Source organism: Peribacillus sp. AS_2 (assembly GCF_026891895.1).
Classification (GTDB): domain Bacteria; phylum Bacillota; class Bacilli; order Bacillales; family DSM-1321; genus Peribacillus; species Peribacillus frigoritolerans.
In genome coordinates this window covers 91,057-104,373 of sequence record NZ_JAPTGA010000007.1, presented here as the reverse complement: position 1 = coordinate 104,373, position 13,317 = coordinate 91,057, and the positions used below count along the sequence as shown (strand labels likewise).

Annotated in this window: 14 protein-coding genes and 1 pseudogene; 12 read left to right on the top strand and 3 right to left on the bottom strand. The window is 40.9% G+C overall.

Annotation, left to right across the window (positions count from 1 at the left end; genetic code table 11):
* Nucleotides 1-207 precede the first annotated feature (207 nt).
* The 6 genes and pseudogenes from OTG27_RS14305 (at nucleotide 208) to OTG27_RS14280 (ending at nucleotide 6,573) form a co-directional block, all read left to right on the top strand.
* On the top strand, nucleotides 208-417 hold the full coding sequence (locus OTG27_RS14305) for a YqgQ family protein (RefSeq protein ID WP_034308407.1): 210 nt from the start codon (nucleotides 208-210) through the stop codon (nucleotides 415-417).
* A gap of 14 nt (nucleotides 418-431) precedes the next feature.
* The gene (locus tag OTG27_RS14300) at nucleotides 432-1,403 is read left to right on the top strand and encodes an ROK family glucokinase (RefSeq protein ID WP_063575677.1); all 972 of its coding nucleotides are present in this window, start codon (nucleotides 432-434) and stop codon (nucleotides 1,401-1,403) included.
* 150 nt (nucleotides 1,404-1,553) lie between these two features.
* Nucleotides 1,554-3,407, top strand: coding sequence for an LTA synthase family protein (locus OTG27_RS14295; protein ID WP_268937265.1), 1,854 nt, complete (start codon nucleotides 1,554-1,556; stop codon nucleotides 3,405-3,407).
* Between the two features lie 349 nt (nucleotides 3,408-3,756).
* A pseudogene (locus OTG27_RS14290) lies at nucleotides 3,757-3,876 on the top strand (transposase); the annotation flags it as partial.
* A 185-nt stretch (nucleotides 3,877-4,061) separates the two neighbouring features.
* Entirely contained in the window at nucleotides 4,062-5,228 is a 1,167-nt protein-coding gene (locus tag OTG27_RS14285; protein WP_268937264.1) for a M14 family metallopeptidase, read from the top strand.
* 172 nt (nucleotides 5,229-5,400) lie between these two features.
* On the top strand, nucleotides 5,401-6,573 hold the full coding sequence (locus OTG27_RS14280) for a YqgU-like beta propeller domain-containing protein (protein ID WP_268937263.1): 1,173 nt from the start codon (nucleotides 5,401-5,403) through the stop codon (nucleotides 6,571-6,573).
* A gap of 41 nt (nucleotides 6,574-6,614) precedes the next feature.
* Here the strand turns inward: OTG27_RS14280 and OTG27_RS14275 are convergent, their stop codons facing one another.
* Nucleotides 6,615-6,788, bottom strand: a complete 174-nt coding sequence (locus OTG27_RS14275; RefSeq protein ID WP_064505148.1) for a DUF2759 domain-containing protein — start codon at nucleotides 6,786-6,788, stop codon at nucleotides 6,615-6,617.
* Between the two features lie 233 nt (nucleotides 6,789-7,021).
* Here OTG27_RS14275 and OTG27_RS14270 point away from each other — a divergent pair, with 233 nt between their 5' ends.
* Nucleotides 7,022-7,648 (top strand): MBL fold metallo-hydrolase, encoded by a 627-nt coding sequence (locus OTG27_RS14270; RefSeq protein ID WP_057278817.1) that lies wholly within the window; start codon nucleotides 7,022-7,024, stop codon nucleotides 7,646-7,648.
* A 276-nt stretch (nucleotides 7,649-7,924) separates the two neighbouring features.
* Entirely contained in the window at nucleotides 7,925-9,046 is a 1,122-nt protein-coding gene (locus tag OTG27_RS14265; RefSeq protein ID WP_268937262.1) for a class I SAM-dependent methyltransferase, read from the top strand.
* Nucleotides 9,047-9,098: 52 nt separating this feature from the next.
* Here OTG27_RS14265 and OTG27_RS14260 read toward each other — a convergent pair whose 3' ends face one another.
* Together OTG27_RS14260 and OTG27_RS14255 are read right to left on the bottom strand one after the other, a co-directional pair.
* Nucleotides 9,099-9,341: a DUF2626 domain-containing protein gene (locus OTG27_RS14260; protein WP_034308393.1), complete on the bottom strand. Its 243-nt coding sequence runs from the start codon at nucleotides 9,339-9,341 to the stop codon at nucleotides 9,099-9,101.
* Nucleotides 9,342-9,426: 85 nt separating this feature from the next.
* Entirely contained in the window at nucleotides 9,427-10,128 is a 702-nt protein-coding gene (locus OTG27_RS14255; RefSeq protein WP_145504680.1) for a helix-turn-helix transcriptional regulator, read from the bottom strand.
* A gap of 215 nt (nucleotides 10,129-10,343) precedes the next feature.
* Between OTG27_RS14255 and OTG27_RS14250 the strand changes: the two genes are divergently transcribed.
* The 4 genes from OTG27_RS14250 (at nucleotide 10,344) to comGC (ending at nucleotide 13,311) form a co-directional block, all read left to right on the top strand.
* The gene (locus OTG27_RS14250; protein ID WP_268937261.1) at nucleotides 10,344-10,724 is read left to right on the top strand and encodes a Spx/MgsR family RNA polymerase-binding regulatory protein; all 381 of its coding nucleotides are present in this window, start codon (nucleotides 10,344-10,346) and stop codon (nucleotides 10,722-10,724) included.
* A gap of 94 nt (nucleotides 10,725-10,818) precedes the next feature.
* Nucleotides 10,819-11,904: a competence type IV pilus ATPase ComGA gene (gene comGA / locus OTG27_RS14245; RefSeq protein ID WP_372464768.1), complete on the top strand. Its 1,086-nt coding sequence runs from the start codon at nucleotides 10,819-10,821 to the stop codon at nucleotides 11,902-11,904.
* A complete protein-coding gene (gene comGB / locus OTG27_RS14240; protein ID WP_170956579.1) occupies nucleotides 11,888-12,922 on the top strand; it encodes a competence type IV pilus assembly protein ComGB in 1,035 nt (344 codons plus the stop codon). The genes comGA and comGB overlap by 17 nt, the downstream gene beginning before the upstream one ends.
* A 77-nt stretch (nucleotides 12,923-12,999) precedes the next feature.
* The gene (comGC, locus tag OTG27_RS14235) at nucleotides 13,000-13,311 is read left to right on the top strand and encodes a competence type IV pilus major pilin ComGC (protein ID WP_034308384.1); all 312 of its coding nucleotides are present in this window, start codon (nucleotides 13,000-13,002) and stop codon (nucleotides 13,309-13,311) included.
* The last annotated feature ends 6 nt before the right edge of the window (nucleotides 13,312-13,317 follow it).

Below are 13,317 nucleotides of genomic sequence, written 5' to 3'. Positions count from 1 at the left end.
CCCTCCGTTTTCACGCGTGATGAATGGTTTAAAAACATTAAGCTGTTAAATCAATCAAAGGAGTCCACATTCTTGATATTTCATCATATGAATACAGTTGGACATGTATGAAGGGGATGGGGAAATTATCAAAAGAGGAAATGGGCGCTTGTTACAAAGGTGCTGATTCGATATACTTTCCTAAAGAAAAGAGTAAAGAGGTTTACTATGAAAACATATTATGATCTTCAACAATACTTAAAAAGATTTGGTACATTTATCTATATTGGCGATCGCTTAGCCGAGCTTGAACTGATGGAGGCCGAAATAAGGGAACTCCACCGTATGCAGATGATGGATACGAAAGATTATCAAATGGCGATTCTTTTAATCAGGCAGCAATCGTCTCTTGAAAGGGAAAAACAGAAAAAAAATTGATAAAAAAGGTGAGAATGATGGAAAAGTGGCTGATGGGTGTGGATTTAGGCGGTACAACTACCAAACTGGCTTTAATCAATTTGTACGGAGAAATCATTCATAAATGGGAAATCAGCACGGACATCTCCGAAAAGGGAAAATACATTACGATTAACATAGCCAAAGCAATTGATGCGAAGCTCGTGGAACTTAATGAACCGAAGAGTAAGATAGTTGGGATAGGAATGGGTGCTCCCGGTCCTGTGAAATTTGTTAACGGTTCCATATATGAAGCCGTCAATCTTGGCTGGAAGGACTATCCTTTAAAAGATTTATTGGAGGTCGAGACAGCTCTTCCAGCTGTGATCGATAATGATGCCAATATGGCAGCTTTGGGAGAAATGTGGAAAGGTGCCGGTAATGGAGCCAAAGACCTCGTTTGTGTCACTTTGGGAACGGGTGTAGGAGGCGGAATCATCCATAATGGCCAAATCGTCCATGGTACCAGTGGAGCTGCTGGGGAAGTAGGCCATATAACGGTCGTAACGGACGGAGGGGCACCATGCAATTGCGGCAAGACTGGTTGTTTGGAAACGGTTGCTTCGGCAACGGGAATCGTCCGTATGGCTTTAGAAGCCTTGAATGCCGCCGATGAAAAGTCATTGCTTCAGCAGAAAGTAGAAGAGGGGAATACGGTTACTTCCAAACTGTTATTCCAATGCGCCGCAGCAGGTGATCCCTTGTCCAAAGCTGTGGTGGATAAGGTAGGCAATTACTTGGGGCTGGCACTATCACATGTTGGGAATGTCATGAATCCAGATAAAATCGTCATTGGCGGCGGCGTTTCACAAGCGGGAGACATTTTGCTTGATACTGTCCGTTCTGCATTTGGAAAGTATGCATTCAAACGGGTTAGTAAATCAACGAAAATCAGCCTGGCCACTCTAGGCAATGATGCAGGGGTAATAGGTGCAGCCTGGCTCATTAAAAGCCAAATGAATACGTGATTCCATGCTGCCCTCTGGCAATCAGGGTTATAAGAAAAAAAGAAGGAATATTCAAAGATGGTTCCCCCTTTTGAAGGGGGGAACCATGACCCATTATTGAGGCACTCTGGATCGCAGATCCAGCGCTTCTTCGATGAGGAGGGACCAGGATTGAAAAGGGTCTTCAAAAAACAGGGATATTCATTGTTTTGGGTCGTATTGATTTCACTTTGGCTTAAAACATATATCGCCTATAAAACAAGTTTTGAGATAGATATTGATAATTGGATCCAGGAGTTCATACTATTCATCAATCCTGTCAGTTTCCTTTTACTTACACTTGGCGTGAATCTATTTTTAAAAGAAAATAGACGGACGGCATACTTATTGATCATGAGTTTTTTCATCACCTTCGTCCTATTTGCCAATCTTGTTTTTTTTCGCTTTTTCAATGATTTTTTAACCATTCCCGTTCTTTTTCAAACGAGCAATATGAACGACCTTGGAAGCAGTGTACATGAATTGATCAATCCGAGTGATCTATTGTATTTTGCCGATATTCTGTGCTTGATGCTTCTGCTGAAATATAAACCAAAAACATTCCATGAAAGTCGTTACAATCCCCAGGACCGTAAATTCTATTTGTTAATGGCTTTAGGAGTGACATTTTTTAACTTAGCTTTAGCGGAAGCGGCGCGTCCTGAACTCCTGACAAGAACGTTTGACCGCGAAATCCTCGTTAAGAATATCGGTACGTACCATTATCACCTCTATGATGCAATATTACAGACGAAATCATCAGCTCAACGTGCACTTGCTGATGGCAGTGAATTGTCGGAAATCGAAAATTATGTCCGTGCCAATCAAAAAGAAGTTAATGATGAACTTTATGGGCTGGCAAAAGGCAAAAATGTGATTCTTATATCATTGGAATCCACTCAAAGCTTTGTCATCAATAAAACTGTCAACGGGGAAGAAATCACTCCTTTTCTGAACCAATTCATTAAAGATAGCTATTATTTCAATAACTTTTATCACCAAACCGGCCAGGGGAAAACATCCGATTCAGAATTCATTATTGAGAATTCCCTCTATCCTTTAGGGAGAGGTGCAGTATTTTTCACTCATGCCCAAAATGAATACAAAGCCACACCTGAAATCTTAACGGAAAAAGGGTACTATACGGCTTCCTTGCATGCCAATAATAAAAGCTTTTGGAATCGTGACATAATGTACGGTTCTCTTGGGTACCAACGGTTTTATGATAGTGATGAATACAAAGTGTCTGAAGAAAATTCCATCAATTGGGGTTTGAATGATAAATCGTTCTTCAAGCAATCAATTTCTCACTTGAAGAGGATGCCTGAGCCTTTTTATGCCAAGTTCATAACGTTAACCAATCATTTTCCATTCACTTTGAATGAAGAAGACCGGACATTGGAACCTTACGATTCGAATTCCAAAACATTGAATCAGTATTTTCCGACCGTACGTTATACCGACGAATCCTTGAAACAGTTTATCGGCGATTTGAAACGTAATGGATTATATGAGGATTCCATCATTGTTCTATACGGAGACCATTATGGAATTTCTGAAAATCACAACTCTGCCATGAGCCAGTTCCTTGGGAAGGAAATTACTCCTTTCGAATCGATCCAGCTTCAGCGTGTTCCGCTCATCATACATGTCCCCGGGCAGAAGGGAAAAACGATTTCCACCGTTTCCGGCCAAATTGATGTAAGGCCGACTCTCCTTCATTTATTGGGAATTGAAAATGATGATTATATTGAATTCGGCAAAGATCTATTTTCCGATGAGAAATTAGAGTTCACCGTTCTTCGCGATAGCAGTTTCATCACGAAGGATTACCTCTATACGATGGATACCTGCTATGATAAAAACACCGGGGCGGCGACTGCAAAGGATTCATGTGAGAAGTATTTGGAAAAGGCAAAGCAGGAGCTTGATTACTCCGACAAAATCATTTACGGAGATTTGCTCCGATTTTATGAGCAGCCTTGAAAAAGGAAACCTGGCGCAATCCAGGTTTCAGACTGTAAGACAAACTCGATTAAAATCGAGTTTGTCTTACAGTTTTTTTGCTTGTACAAATTTGGACGTTGATTGGAACGTAGGGCACTCGCTTTCCGCGGGCGGTCCGCCCTCGGCGCACCTTGCGCCTGTGGGGTCTCCCTTGGACTCGCTATTCCCGCAGGAGTCTCGCACCCTCCGTTCCAATCAACTATGTTTAAAAATCTGGATAGAACTTCTTTTGCCTACAGTCTTTTTTGTTTTAAAACGGAAACAAATATGGCTTAACGTTGGTTCTTAGGCTATGGTTTTCATGATAAAATACCTTCATTTCTCAACTTTGCGTTGGACCACTTTAAGGGGACTTAAAAAATTATCGATGCAAGTGATGCTTACTTTCGCTGCCATTAATTTAAAGAAGATGGCCACGTGGACGTGGCAAGGTCCTACAATGGCATAACATAGTGGCTCTAAGAGCCCAAATCTCATAACCTTTTGCCTACAACCTGAAACCTGGCGCAATCCAGGTTTTTTCGCTTTTTCAGGGAAATCAGCACCCCTTACAATTATGAAACAAGAGACTTCCTGAACATCTTTCTGTTTTTCCCTTCATAAAGATAAAACAATGGAAGGGGCGGAGGCTGAATGAAAGTTGTGAGCAGAAGCGGGGATGATTTGGCATATTACAGTCAATTGTTCCAAATTCCCCGGGTTTTGATTGAGGATGCCAATCCGGCCATTACTGGCGGAGTTTTGCCAAATGGCATCGAAGTACAGATACCTGGATACATTGTTCAGCAAGAGTCCCGGTTAGATATCGATTTTGCTGAAATCGCTTTACAATATCACCTGCCAATCGATGGGATAGTATTATTGAATCAAGATGGACAAAAGCCTTTTTCGGTACCCGTCCGGGTGATGAATCCTGTGATAGTCACCGACAAGCCCTACGAATATCAATCACTTCTTGACGATCTTGATGTTCTATCTTGTCATTACCCCTTTATTAAGGTTGAATCGGTCGGAAAGAGTGTGCTGGGAAAAGAACTCCTTGAGGTAAGAATCGGTCAAGGTGAAAAGATCATACATTATAACGGTTCATTCCACGCTAATGAATGGATCACTACGGCTGTTTTGATGAAATGGCTGAATGATTTTCTGCTGGCAGTAACGAATGATCGTACACTTTGCGGAATGGATTGTATGCCGTACTACCGGGATATGTCCATTTCGATCGTTCCAATGGTGAATCCGGATGGAGTCGACCTTGTCCTAAAGGGGGAGGCGGCGGCAGAGGGGAAGGTTGATGTTTTAAAAATAAATAATGGCAATCCTGCCTTTTATGCTTGGAAAGCCAATATCCGCGGTGTAGACCTGAATAACCAATATCCTGCTAACTGGGAGGTTGAAAAGCGCAGAAAGATTCCAAAAGCCCCTGCCCCGAGGGATTTTCCAGGAGAAACCGCGTTATCAGAACCAGAAGCATTGGCCATGAAGGAGCTGGCAATAAGACGGAAATTTGAAAGAGTGCTTGCACTTCACACCCAGGGAAAAGAATTCTATTGGGGATATGAGGGACATGAACCTGAACAGGCAGCGAATGTTGCGAGGGAGTTTGAGGAGCGCAGCGGATATCGGGCCGTAAAATACGTTGACAGCCATGCTGGGTATAAAGATTGGTTCATTCAGGAATTCAAACGCGGTGGATTCACAATCGAACTGGGAAAGGGCATCAATCCGCTTCCGCTATCCCATTTGCCTGGTATATATGAAGATTCCGTCAAGATTTTGATGGCAGGCCTATATATGTGATGCATCCCCCTAATGAATATACTTCCAAAAAAATATAAGATCATTATCCGCCACATTTTCTCTTTTTTACTTTATAATGAAAGAGAGTAAGGATTCGATTGGTTAATCCTTACTCTCTTTCTAATGTCTCGCTCACATATGCCAGGCGTTTTAGTTTTGAAGTGGGAGGTGTGTGGAGATTAAAGTATCCAAAGCAGCACTTTGTATGCGGCTTTCCATTTGTAAGATGTTGTGTTTCGTCCCATTATTTATCTCCACTATTCTTCTTATCTCGGCTTGTGAGCCTTCCAAGGACCTTAGTAAACCCGTAAATGATACGGAAAAAGAACACTCCCAATCTAACCTGGAAACTTCAGTAAGCAATTTAAAGGTCCCGACCGCAGAAACGGAAAAAGTCGAAGCCATTTTTGGATGGCTGGATTCGAAAACCATTTTATATTCTGTGAAGCGGGAAGGTAATGAATTATCCCAGTTGATGGCATGGAATTTGGAAACGAATGAAACTTCCGTTTTCTATCAGCCGGCTTTTGCGTTTTCTGAAGTATCGATCAGTCCGTCTGGTACGCATATTTTGTTGTCGTCCTTTACCTCTTCGGATAAAGCATCAATCACAATACTCGATAAAACGGGGAATCCACTGTATTCCGTGGCAATCCCAGCCTATGAATTAGCATATGAGTGGAATTCATTTAGGGATGGCCGGTTGTTTGTATCGAGCTTTTATGAAGATTGGACATACAGCAGTTATGTATTGAATCCAGATGAACAAACTATGGAAACCCTGGACTTTCCACAGCCCTTTGCTCAATGGGCAAGTGAAAATGACTTGATGTTTTTGGATTGGGACAAAGAAGAACCTGCTTTGACGGCTCCCCTAGAAAGAAAAGCGCTGCATGGGGATGGGGCAGACAGCCTTATGCTCGATGTCATTCACTTTAAAAAAGTGAAGCAAGCGCTGATGACGATTCAAGTGGAGACAGAAAAACAAGATCGGGGTACATATGCATTTTATGATCCTACAAACAAGCCGATCCACTCTTTTTCCGTGCCACTATTGAAAAGCTTTTCAGATTGGGTCATTCCATCCTATGATTTCATTGAAAAAAACAAGGAATTCATAACGTTTATTCCTAATGAATCAAAAGATGCTGACCAATATGAGGGAAGGTTTACCTTAACTAAATTTAATTGGGAAAAAGGCACACAAGAAGAATTGATGAAGGACATGGAAAATGAACCATTAAGCTGTTCGCTTGATGGCAACTTCTGCTTATATGGATATCAATTTGAGAAAATCATTGATATGAAAACCCATCAAATACAAAGATTGTTCAAACAAACATGATAACCTAAAACAAAAGCTCGCCGGATGGCGAGCTTTTTTCTTCAATGGGCAACAGGAAAACCGCTGTTGATGATAGTCATGACAGTGAACCAGCCAAACACGACTGCACTGCCGGCTGCAAAAATGAATCCTAAGAAGTTTCTCTTTTTTAATGAGGTAAACACAGCTGCTACTCCTAATATAGCCACAAGTCCGAAAACAACCATTAATATCATGACAAAACCCCCTTTTTTCGTAATGAATACCTAATCCCTAATAATATACCCAGAGAATAAAACAACTACCAAAAATATGTAGAAAAGATTGCATTTGTTAATATCTTAATATTTTTTCAATTATTTGTCGAGGCTTAATAGGTGACACTTCTATGACATGAGTAAACTGGATTAACATTAGCAGCTTAATTAGTGTAAGATAAAGGTAGAAAATCATAATGGAGTTGATGGAAATGAAATGGACACAAATTCCTCTAGGCCCGCTGCAAACGAATTGTTATGTAGTTTCCGATGGACAGGATTGCATCATTTTCGATCCGGGTGAAGAGCCACAGAAAATCATACAGTACATACAAACAAAAAATTTAAAGCCTTTAGCGATTTTATTGACACATGCACATTTTGATCATATCGGTGCTCTGGATGCTATTCGGGATCATTATGGAATCCCTGCATATATTCATGAAAAAGAGGCCAAGTGGCTACTTGATCCCGCATTGAATGGTTCTCAAAACTGGTTCCCTGAAAATCCAATGCGAATGAAGCCTGCCGATCACATCTTGGCAAATGAGCAAGAGCTTACGATTGGAGGATTCACTTTCGAAGTATTCGAAACCCCTGGACACTCACCAGGGAGCGTTTCGTATTATGTGAAGGACGAACGTCTCCTCTTTTCTGGGGACGTCTTGTTCCAAGGAAGCGTTGGCAGAACCGATTTAATAGGCGGAAGCGAGTCAGTGCTCTTAAATAGCATTGAAACGAAGCTGCTGACACTTTCTGATGATGCTATCGTTTTTCCAGGTCATGGCCCTGTCACGACGATTCTGGATGAAAAGAATACTAATCCCTTTTTGAGATAATTACTTATACAGGTGCCGCTATGGCACCTGTTTTTTAAGTTCTTAATTATGTAAAAATATTGAAATGGGTCAATTCCGGCACTATACTGAATATAAAAAATAGGGTCTTCCCCAATGTGCATTTTTGAACCTCCTCTGTAGTACTATTATGAAATTCATTTAGTGGATGCACTGTTATAACTGCGAGATGAAAATTGAACATTTTGTGAACTTTAAATTTGTGTTCATGTATAAATGTCGTTTGAAAAAATTATTTACTATGTTAGGTGGAAAATTATGGAGACGGAGGCTGTTGTGTTGAAAAATCATTTAAAGGAATTGATTGCAGGAAGCCCGCAAAAAAGAATCTCCTATAATGACTATATGGATGCTGTTTTATATACGCCAAAAATAGGCTACTATGCACGCGCAAAAGAGAAGATTGGCCCAAGAGGGGATTTTTATACGTCCGGCAATGTTGGGGATGCATTTGGGAGATCACTGGCGAGATGGTTCGTATATTTGATAAAAAGATGCGGAGTTTCACCAAGAATCATCGAGGTCGGCGCAGGGGACGGTAAACTGGCGTATGACATCCTCGTTTACATAAAAGAAACGGAGCCGCAGATATGGGACTCTTTAACTTATGTTCTTGTGGATGGCAGTCCATTTCATAGAAAGATTCAGCATGAACGCTTAGGGATATTCAAACAGGCAGTTTCTGCTGCCAGTTTAGATAAATGGATGAATGTAAATGGAATCGTCTTTTCAAACGAACTTTTCGACGCGTTGCCTGTGTATGTCATTGAAAAGTATAAGGGAGCCTTGGTAGAGGTATTCGTCACTGAAAAGGAAGGAGATTTGGTAGAAGAGAGAGAACCTTTGGAAAACCCTTACATTCTTTCTTACCTTACTGAACGAAAAATCACCTTAAATGAAAAACAACGATACGAAGTTCCGCTAAACATGATCCGTGAATATGAAAAGATCGTATCCTGTATCGAATCGGGTATTCTCCTTACAATTGATTATGGCTATACCGATAGGGAATGGAAGGAGCCTGATCATCTTCAAGGGAGCTTGAGGGGCTATTATCGGCATCAAATGATTAAAGATGCACTTATGTATCCTGGTGATATGGATCTGACGACACATATCCATTTTGACACATTAATCGAGATTGGAAAAAGAAAGGATCTTTCCAATCGAGGGCTTTTTCTTCAAAATGAATTCTTGCTTAAAGCAGGGATACTAGAGGAATTGAAGGACCATCAAGGAACTGATCCATTCTCGAAAACGGCAAAGCGTAATCGGGCAATCCGGGGGCTGATTGTTCCTGGGGGATTTAGTGAACATTTCAAAGTGTTGCTTCAATCGAAAAATTTAGCAGATGATGTAAGGATCTTTCCTGAATGGTGACAAGTAAAAACCCATGAATCCAAATTCATGGGTTATGTAATATTGCTTGTTCTTAATGAGCAGCACCCGGAGTCATCATAAATACGCTCCAGTAGGAAAATCCTGCAAAGAAAACGGTAAGATAGGCGCCGAAAACATAGATATACATGCGCTCGGATAATTTCAAATAACTTAAAAGTACAAAAAAGATCGTTTGTGCAAAGAAAAGCAAAGACGTTTGATGCATATGGCCAAGATAAAAGAAAATGGCCATAATTCCTGTCCAAAATCCACATACTCTGAACATGCGTTCCATCCGAATCCCTCCTTATGTCTAGTCGTGTACATTCTAAATAATTATAAATGAAATTGTAAGGTAATGTAAAGGATGCCTTTTGTTTCTATGTGAGAACCGAAGCCTGGTATGAGCATGCTGCACAATTGGACATCATATTTTCTATTTCCACAATAGTGACATTCTCAAACAAGGCTTCGAACATACCTTTTAAAAATGAATTATGCATGGAACAGATTGTTCCTGGCTCGACTTCAGTAACTTCCTTAAACGGGCAATTGAAGATACGGAAGGATATTTTATTTTCTTCTTCGCTTGCTTGTATTTCAGGAGATAACCCTGCAATGGTAGCCGCATTTTTAAGCATGTTGACTTTTTCCGCAAAAGCAAGCCGATCGATCGATGTCGAGTTCAGGGCTAGCTGCTGATTGATCAATTCCTCCCCGAATACTTTTCCCGTTTCATAAAGAGCCTGTTTTCCTTGTTCCCCTAATGTCATCATCGACTGGACGGCAATCTTTGCAAGCAGCTGATAGTTCCTATATGGAAAATGAAGCTGTATGACTTTGTCAGATAATCGATAAAGTCTGCTTGGGCGGCCGCCTCTCCCGGTCTTTCGGGAAATCGAGGTCAACATATCGATATCCTCAAGTTTTGACAAATGTAGACGGGCAACATTTGGATGGATGTTGAATGAATCGGCGATTTCCTGTACCGATACATCACCATGGTTGTTCACTATATGCTGATATATATAATATCTGGTGGGATCAGCTAACACGTTTGTTATTTTTAACGTTTGTTCCATTACACCCTCCTGCTATTCCATAGTTTACCTATGTCCATTATAATGCAGGCAGAAAAAAATGGAATAAGGGAAAGGGCAAACACTCTTTAGTTTAAAAAACGTTCACATTTAAAACGGTTTTATAAAGCAAATATGTATACATTAATTATACAAACATTGTACAATAATTGTATAGACTATAAATGTATACAAAATGTGAACGGGGAGTGATTAGTATGGCACAGTTAACTTTCTTTTCGTATCCAAGCTGTACATCTTGCCGCAAAACAAAAAAATGGTTAAGCGCCAATCAAGTTTCCTTCGATGAGCGACATTTATTCAGAGAGACACCAACTGTAGCAGAGTTAAAAAGAATTCTTGAATTGACATCGGAGGGACTTGATGAAGTCTTGGCGACAAGAAGTGAAGCTTACAGAGACTTACAAGTTAATATTGACGAAATGAGGCTTTCTGATGTCATCCAATTATTAACAAAAGAACCGAAGTTATTAAGAAGGCCCATTCTCATAGACGGGGAAAAACTGGTGATTGGCCATAATGTAGATGCATTAAGAAATTTGGTTTCCCGGAGACTTGATTTGAAAATAAGCATGTGAGATGATTCTCGAAGTTTTTCGGGAATTTTTTTTATTCTGAAGCAGGAATTTGTCGTGGATTGTCGAATCAATAAAACAAGAAACATAGGAGGTGATGAATGAATTGATATCGATTGAAAAGACCGCAGAAAAAATACTAACCCGTGCCATCGTGGAATCGGCATCGGATATCCACATTTTTTTTCGCGGAGAGGGGCCTCACATCCAATTCAGGATAGACAATAAGCTTGTTCCCCAGGAAACATTATCATTCTTTGAAGCTGAAAGGCTGATCGCTCATTTGAAGTTCCTTGCCTCGATGGATATAGGGGAGAAAAGGAGGCCCCAGAGTGGTGCCATCACCATCAATTTGGCTAACCAGGTGGTCGGACTCCGCCTTTCCACTTTACCCACTGCCCATCTCGAAAGTTTGGTCATCCGCTTAATACCCCAACAGAATATTCTTCCTCTAGAACAGTTATCCTTATTTCCAAACACCGTTCAAAAATTGATTGCACTCCTGAAGCATTCCCATGGCATGCTCATATTTACCGGCCCGACCGGCAGTGGGAAAACCACGACACTATATTCCCTGCTTCACCACGCCCATGAGATGATCAATCGAAATATCATTACACTTGAAGATCCCATTGAAAATGTATCCGAAAAGGTATTGCAAGTCCAAATCAATGAAAAGGCGGGCATTACGTATTCAGTCGGCCTAAAAGCTGTTCTGAGGCATGACCCGGACGTGATCATGGTTGGGGAAGTCAGGGATGCAGAAACTGCCAAAATCGCAGTCCGTGCCGCATTAACCGGTCATTTGATACTAACGACCATGCATACGAGGGACGCCCAGGGCGCCATCTCCAGATTACTGGAATTTGGTGTCAGCTTACTTGAGGTTGAACAGACTTTGATTGGCGTGACAGCGCAGCGGCTGGTTGAATTGCGATGTCTTCCGTGTAAAGGGGACTGTGCTTTAGCATGCAAAATGACTGCAAGGAATAAAAGGGCAAGTGTATATGAATTGCTATATGGAAAAAGCCTGGCTGAAGTTCTCCGGATAATGGGAGATGAAAAAGAAATGGCAACGGTCAGCTACCGCCAATTAAAGGATGAAATCGGAAAAGCGGTTGCGATGGGCTATGTTGGATCTCAGGAATATGAACGGCTGGTCTACCATGAAACCAAAAAGTAAATGGAAGGTAAAAGAGCAGGCGGTCTTTATTTCGAAGCTAGGTGAATTATTGAATCATGGTTATCCTTTGGCGGAAGCTTTACATTTTCTTGAGTTTCAGGAATCAAAGAAGAAAGCGGAAGACTTCACTCAGGCTATAGCCGATTTAAGGAACGGCTACCCGTTGCACATGGTGCTGACCCATCTTAATTTTCATCCGCAGCTTGTAAGTTATATATTTTATGGAGAACAATATGGCGACCTGGAACGGGCGTTGAAAGAAGGAGGGCGATATTGGAAGAAAAGAATCGAGGATATGGATAAAGTAAAAAAGTTAATGGTGTATCCCGTATTCTTAGTCTTTTTTGTAAGTATCGTTTTTTATATTCTTCAGAGTGTTCTCCTTCCCCAATTCCAGACCATCTATTTCACGATGGATGTCGATCAGCATATTCTCTTAAGATTAATGTCAGCCTCCACGTTCATTCTTCCAGCACTACCCTTCTTATTACTCGGCTTGCTCCTATTCTTGTATGCACTCAAACGATTTTGGTTCAATGGATTATGCCCATTAAGACAGCGAAGGATTTTGATGGGAATTCCGATATTCGGGACGTTCATTAAATTATACGAAACCTATTTTTTTGCAAGCCAATTCAGTGGCTTGCTTTCCGGAGGACTATCGATTAACGATAGCATCAAATTATTCTCGTTAAATCAACAGCAGCCATTTTACCAAAAACTTTGCAATATCATCAAGGATGATCTGATCGAGGGCAGATCACTGGAAATGATTTTTCGGGAGCTCCCATATTTTGATGGGAATTTACCGGTGGTCGCTGCAAATGGTCAAAAATACGGCAGACTTGATGCCGAGTTACTTCATTACAGTCGTTTTATACTGGAGAAAATTGAAGAGAGAATGAATGCAATCTTGAAAATCATTCAGCCTCTAATGTTTTCACTGATAGGTCTTTTGATCGTGTCCATTTATTTGGCGGTTTTGCTGCCGATGTTCTCACTGCTCGAAGGTTTATAGGATTTCATTTTTGTATTCCGGAGGTGAAAATGCCCGAAGGTCATCTGGTATTCAGATGCTTTTAGGAGCATGATGATATGTTGAAGAAAGTGATGAATGAACGTGGTTTTACCCTAATAGAAATGCTTATTGTTTTACTGGTGATATCCATCCTTTTGATTATAACAATCCCCAATATCACGAAAAACCAATCCACAATCCAGTCTAAAGGATGTGAAGCTTTCGTTAAGATGGCCCAAGCACAGGTGCAGGCTTATGAAATCGATAATGCTAAACTGCCCGAAAGTATCGGTGAATTGGAAAGTCAAGGCTATCTCAAACAGACATCCTGCCCTAATGGGGATGAAATTAGTTTGGATAGTAAAGGAAAGATAACGGTCGTTGAGTAGGAGAGA

Excerpts from the sequence above, each read along its gene's own strand:
- OTG27_RS14270 (WP_057278817.1), top strand. The coding sequence starts at position 7,022 with ATGAAATGGACACAAATTCCTCTAGGCCCGCTGCAAACGAATTGTTAT.
- OTG27_RS14265 (WP_268937262.1), top strand. The coding sequence starts at position 7,925 with ATGGAGACGGAGGCTGTTGTGTTGAAAAATCATTTAAAGGAATTGATT.
- comGA (WP_372464768.1), top strand. The coding sequence starts at position 10,819 with ATGAATGAATTGATATCGATTGAAAAGACCGCAGAAAAAATACTAACC.
- OTG27_RS14285 (WP_268937264.1), top strand. The coding sequence starts at position 4,062 with ATGAAAGTTGTGAGCAGAAGCGGGGATGATTTGGCATATTACAGTCAA.
- OTG27_RS14255 (WP_145504680.1), bottom strand. The coding sequence starts at position 10,128 with ATGGAACAAACGTTAAAAATAACAAACGTGTTAGCTGATCCCACCAGA.
- OTG27_RS14300 (WP_063575677.1), top strand. The coding sequence starts at position 432 with ATGATGGAAAAGTGGCTGATGGGTGTGGATTTAGGCGGTACAACTACC.
- OTG27_RS14305 (WP_034308407.1), top strand. The coding sequence starts at position 208 with ATGAAAACATATTATGATCTTCAACAATACTTAAAAAGATTTGGTACA.
- OTG27_RS14275 (WP_064505148.1), bottom strand. The coding sequence starts at position 6,788 with ATGATATTAATGGTTGTTTTCGGACTTGTGGCTATATTAGGAGTAGCA.
- comGB (WP_170956579.1), top strand. The coding sequence starts at position 11,888 with ATGAAACCAAAAAGTAAATGGAAGGTAAAAGAGCAGGCGGTCTTTATT.
- comGC (WP_034308384.1), top strand. The coding sequence starts at position 13,000 with ATGTTGAAGAAAGTGATGAATGAACGTGGTTTTACCCTAATAGAAATG.
- OTG27_RS14250 (WP_268937261.1), top strand. The coding sequence starts at position 10,344 with ATGGCACAGTTAACTTTCTTTTCGTATCCAAGCTGTACATCTTGCCGC.
- OTG27_RS14260 (WP_034308393.1), bottom strand. The coding sequence starts at position 9,341 with ATGGAACGCATGTTCAGAGTATGTGGATTTTGGACAGGAATTATGGCC.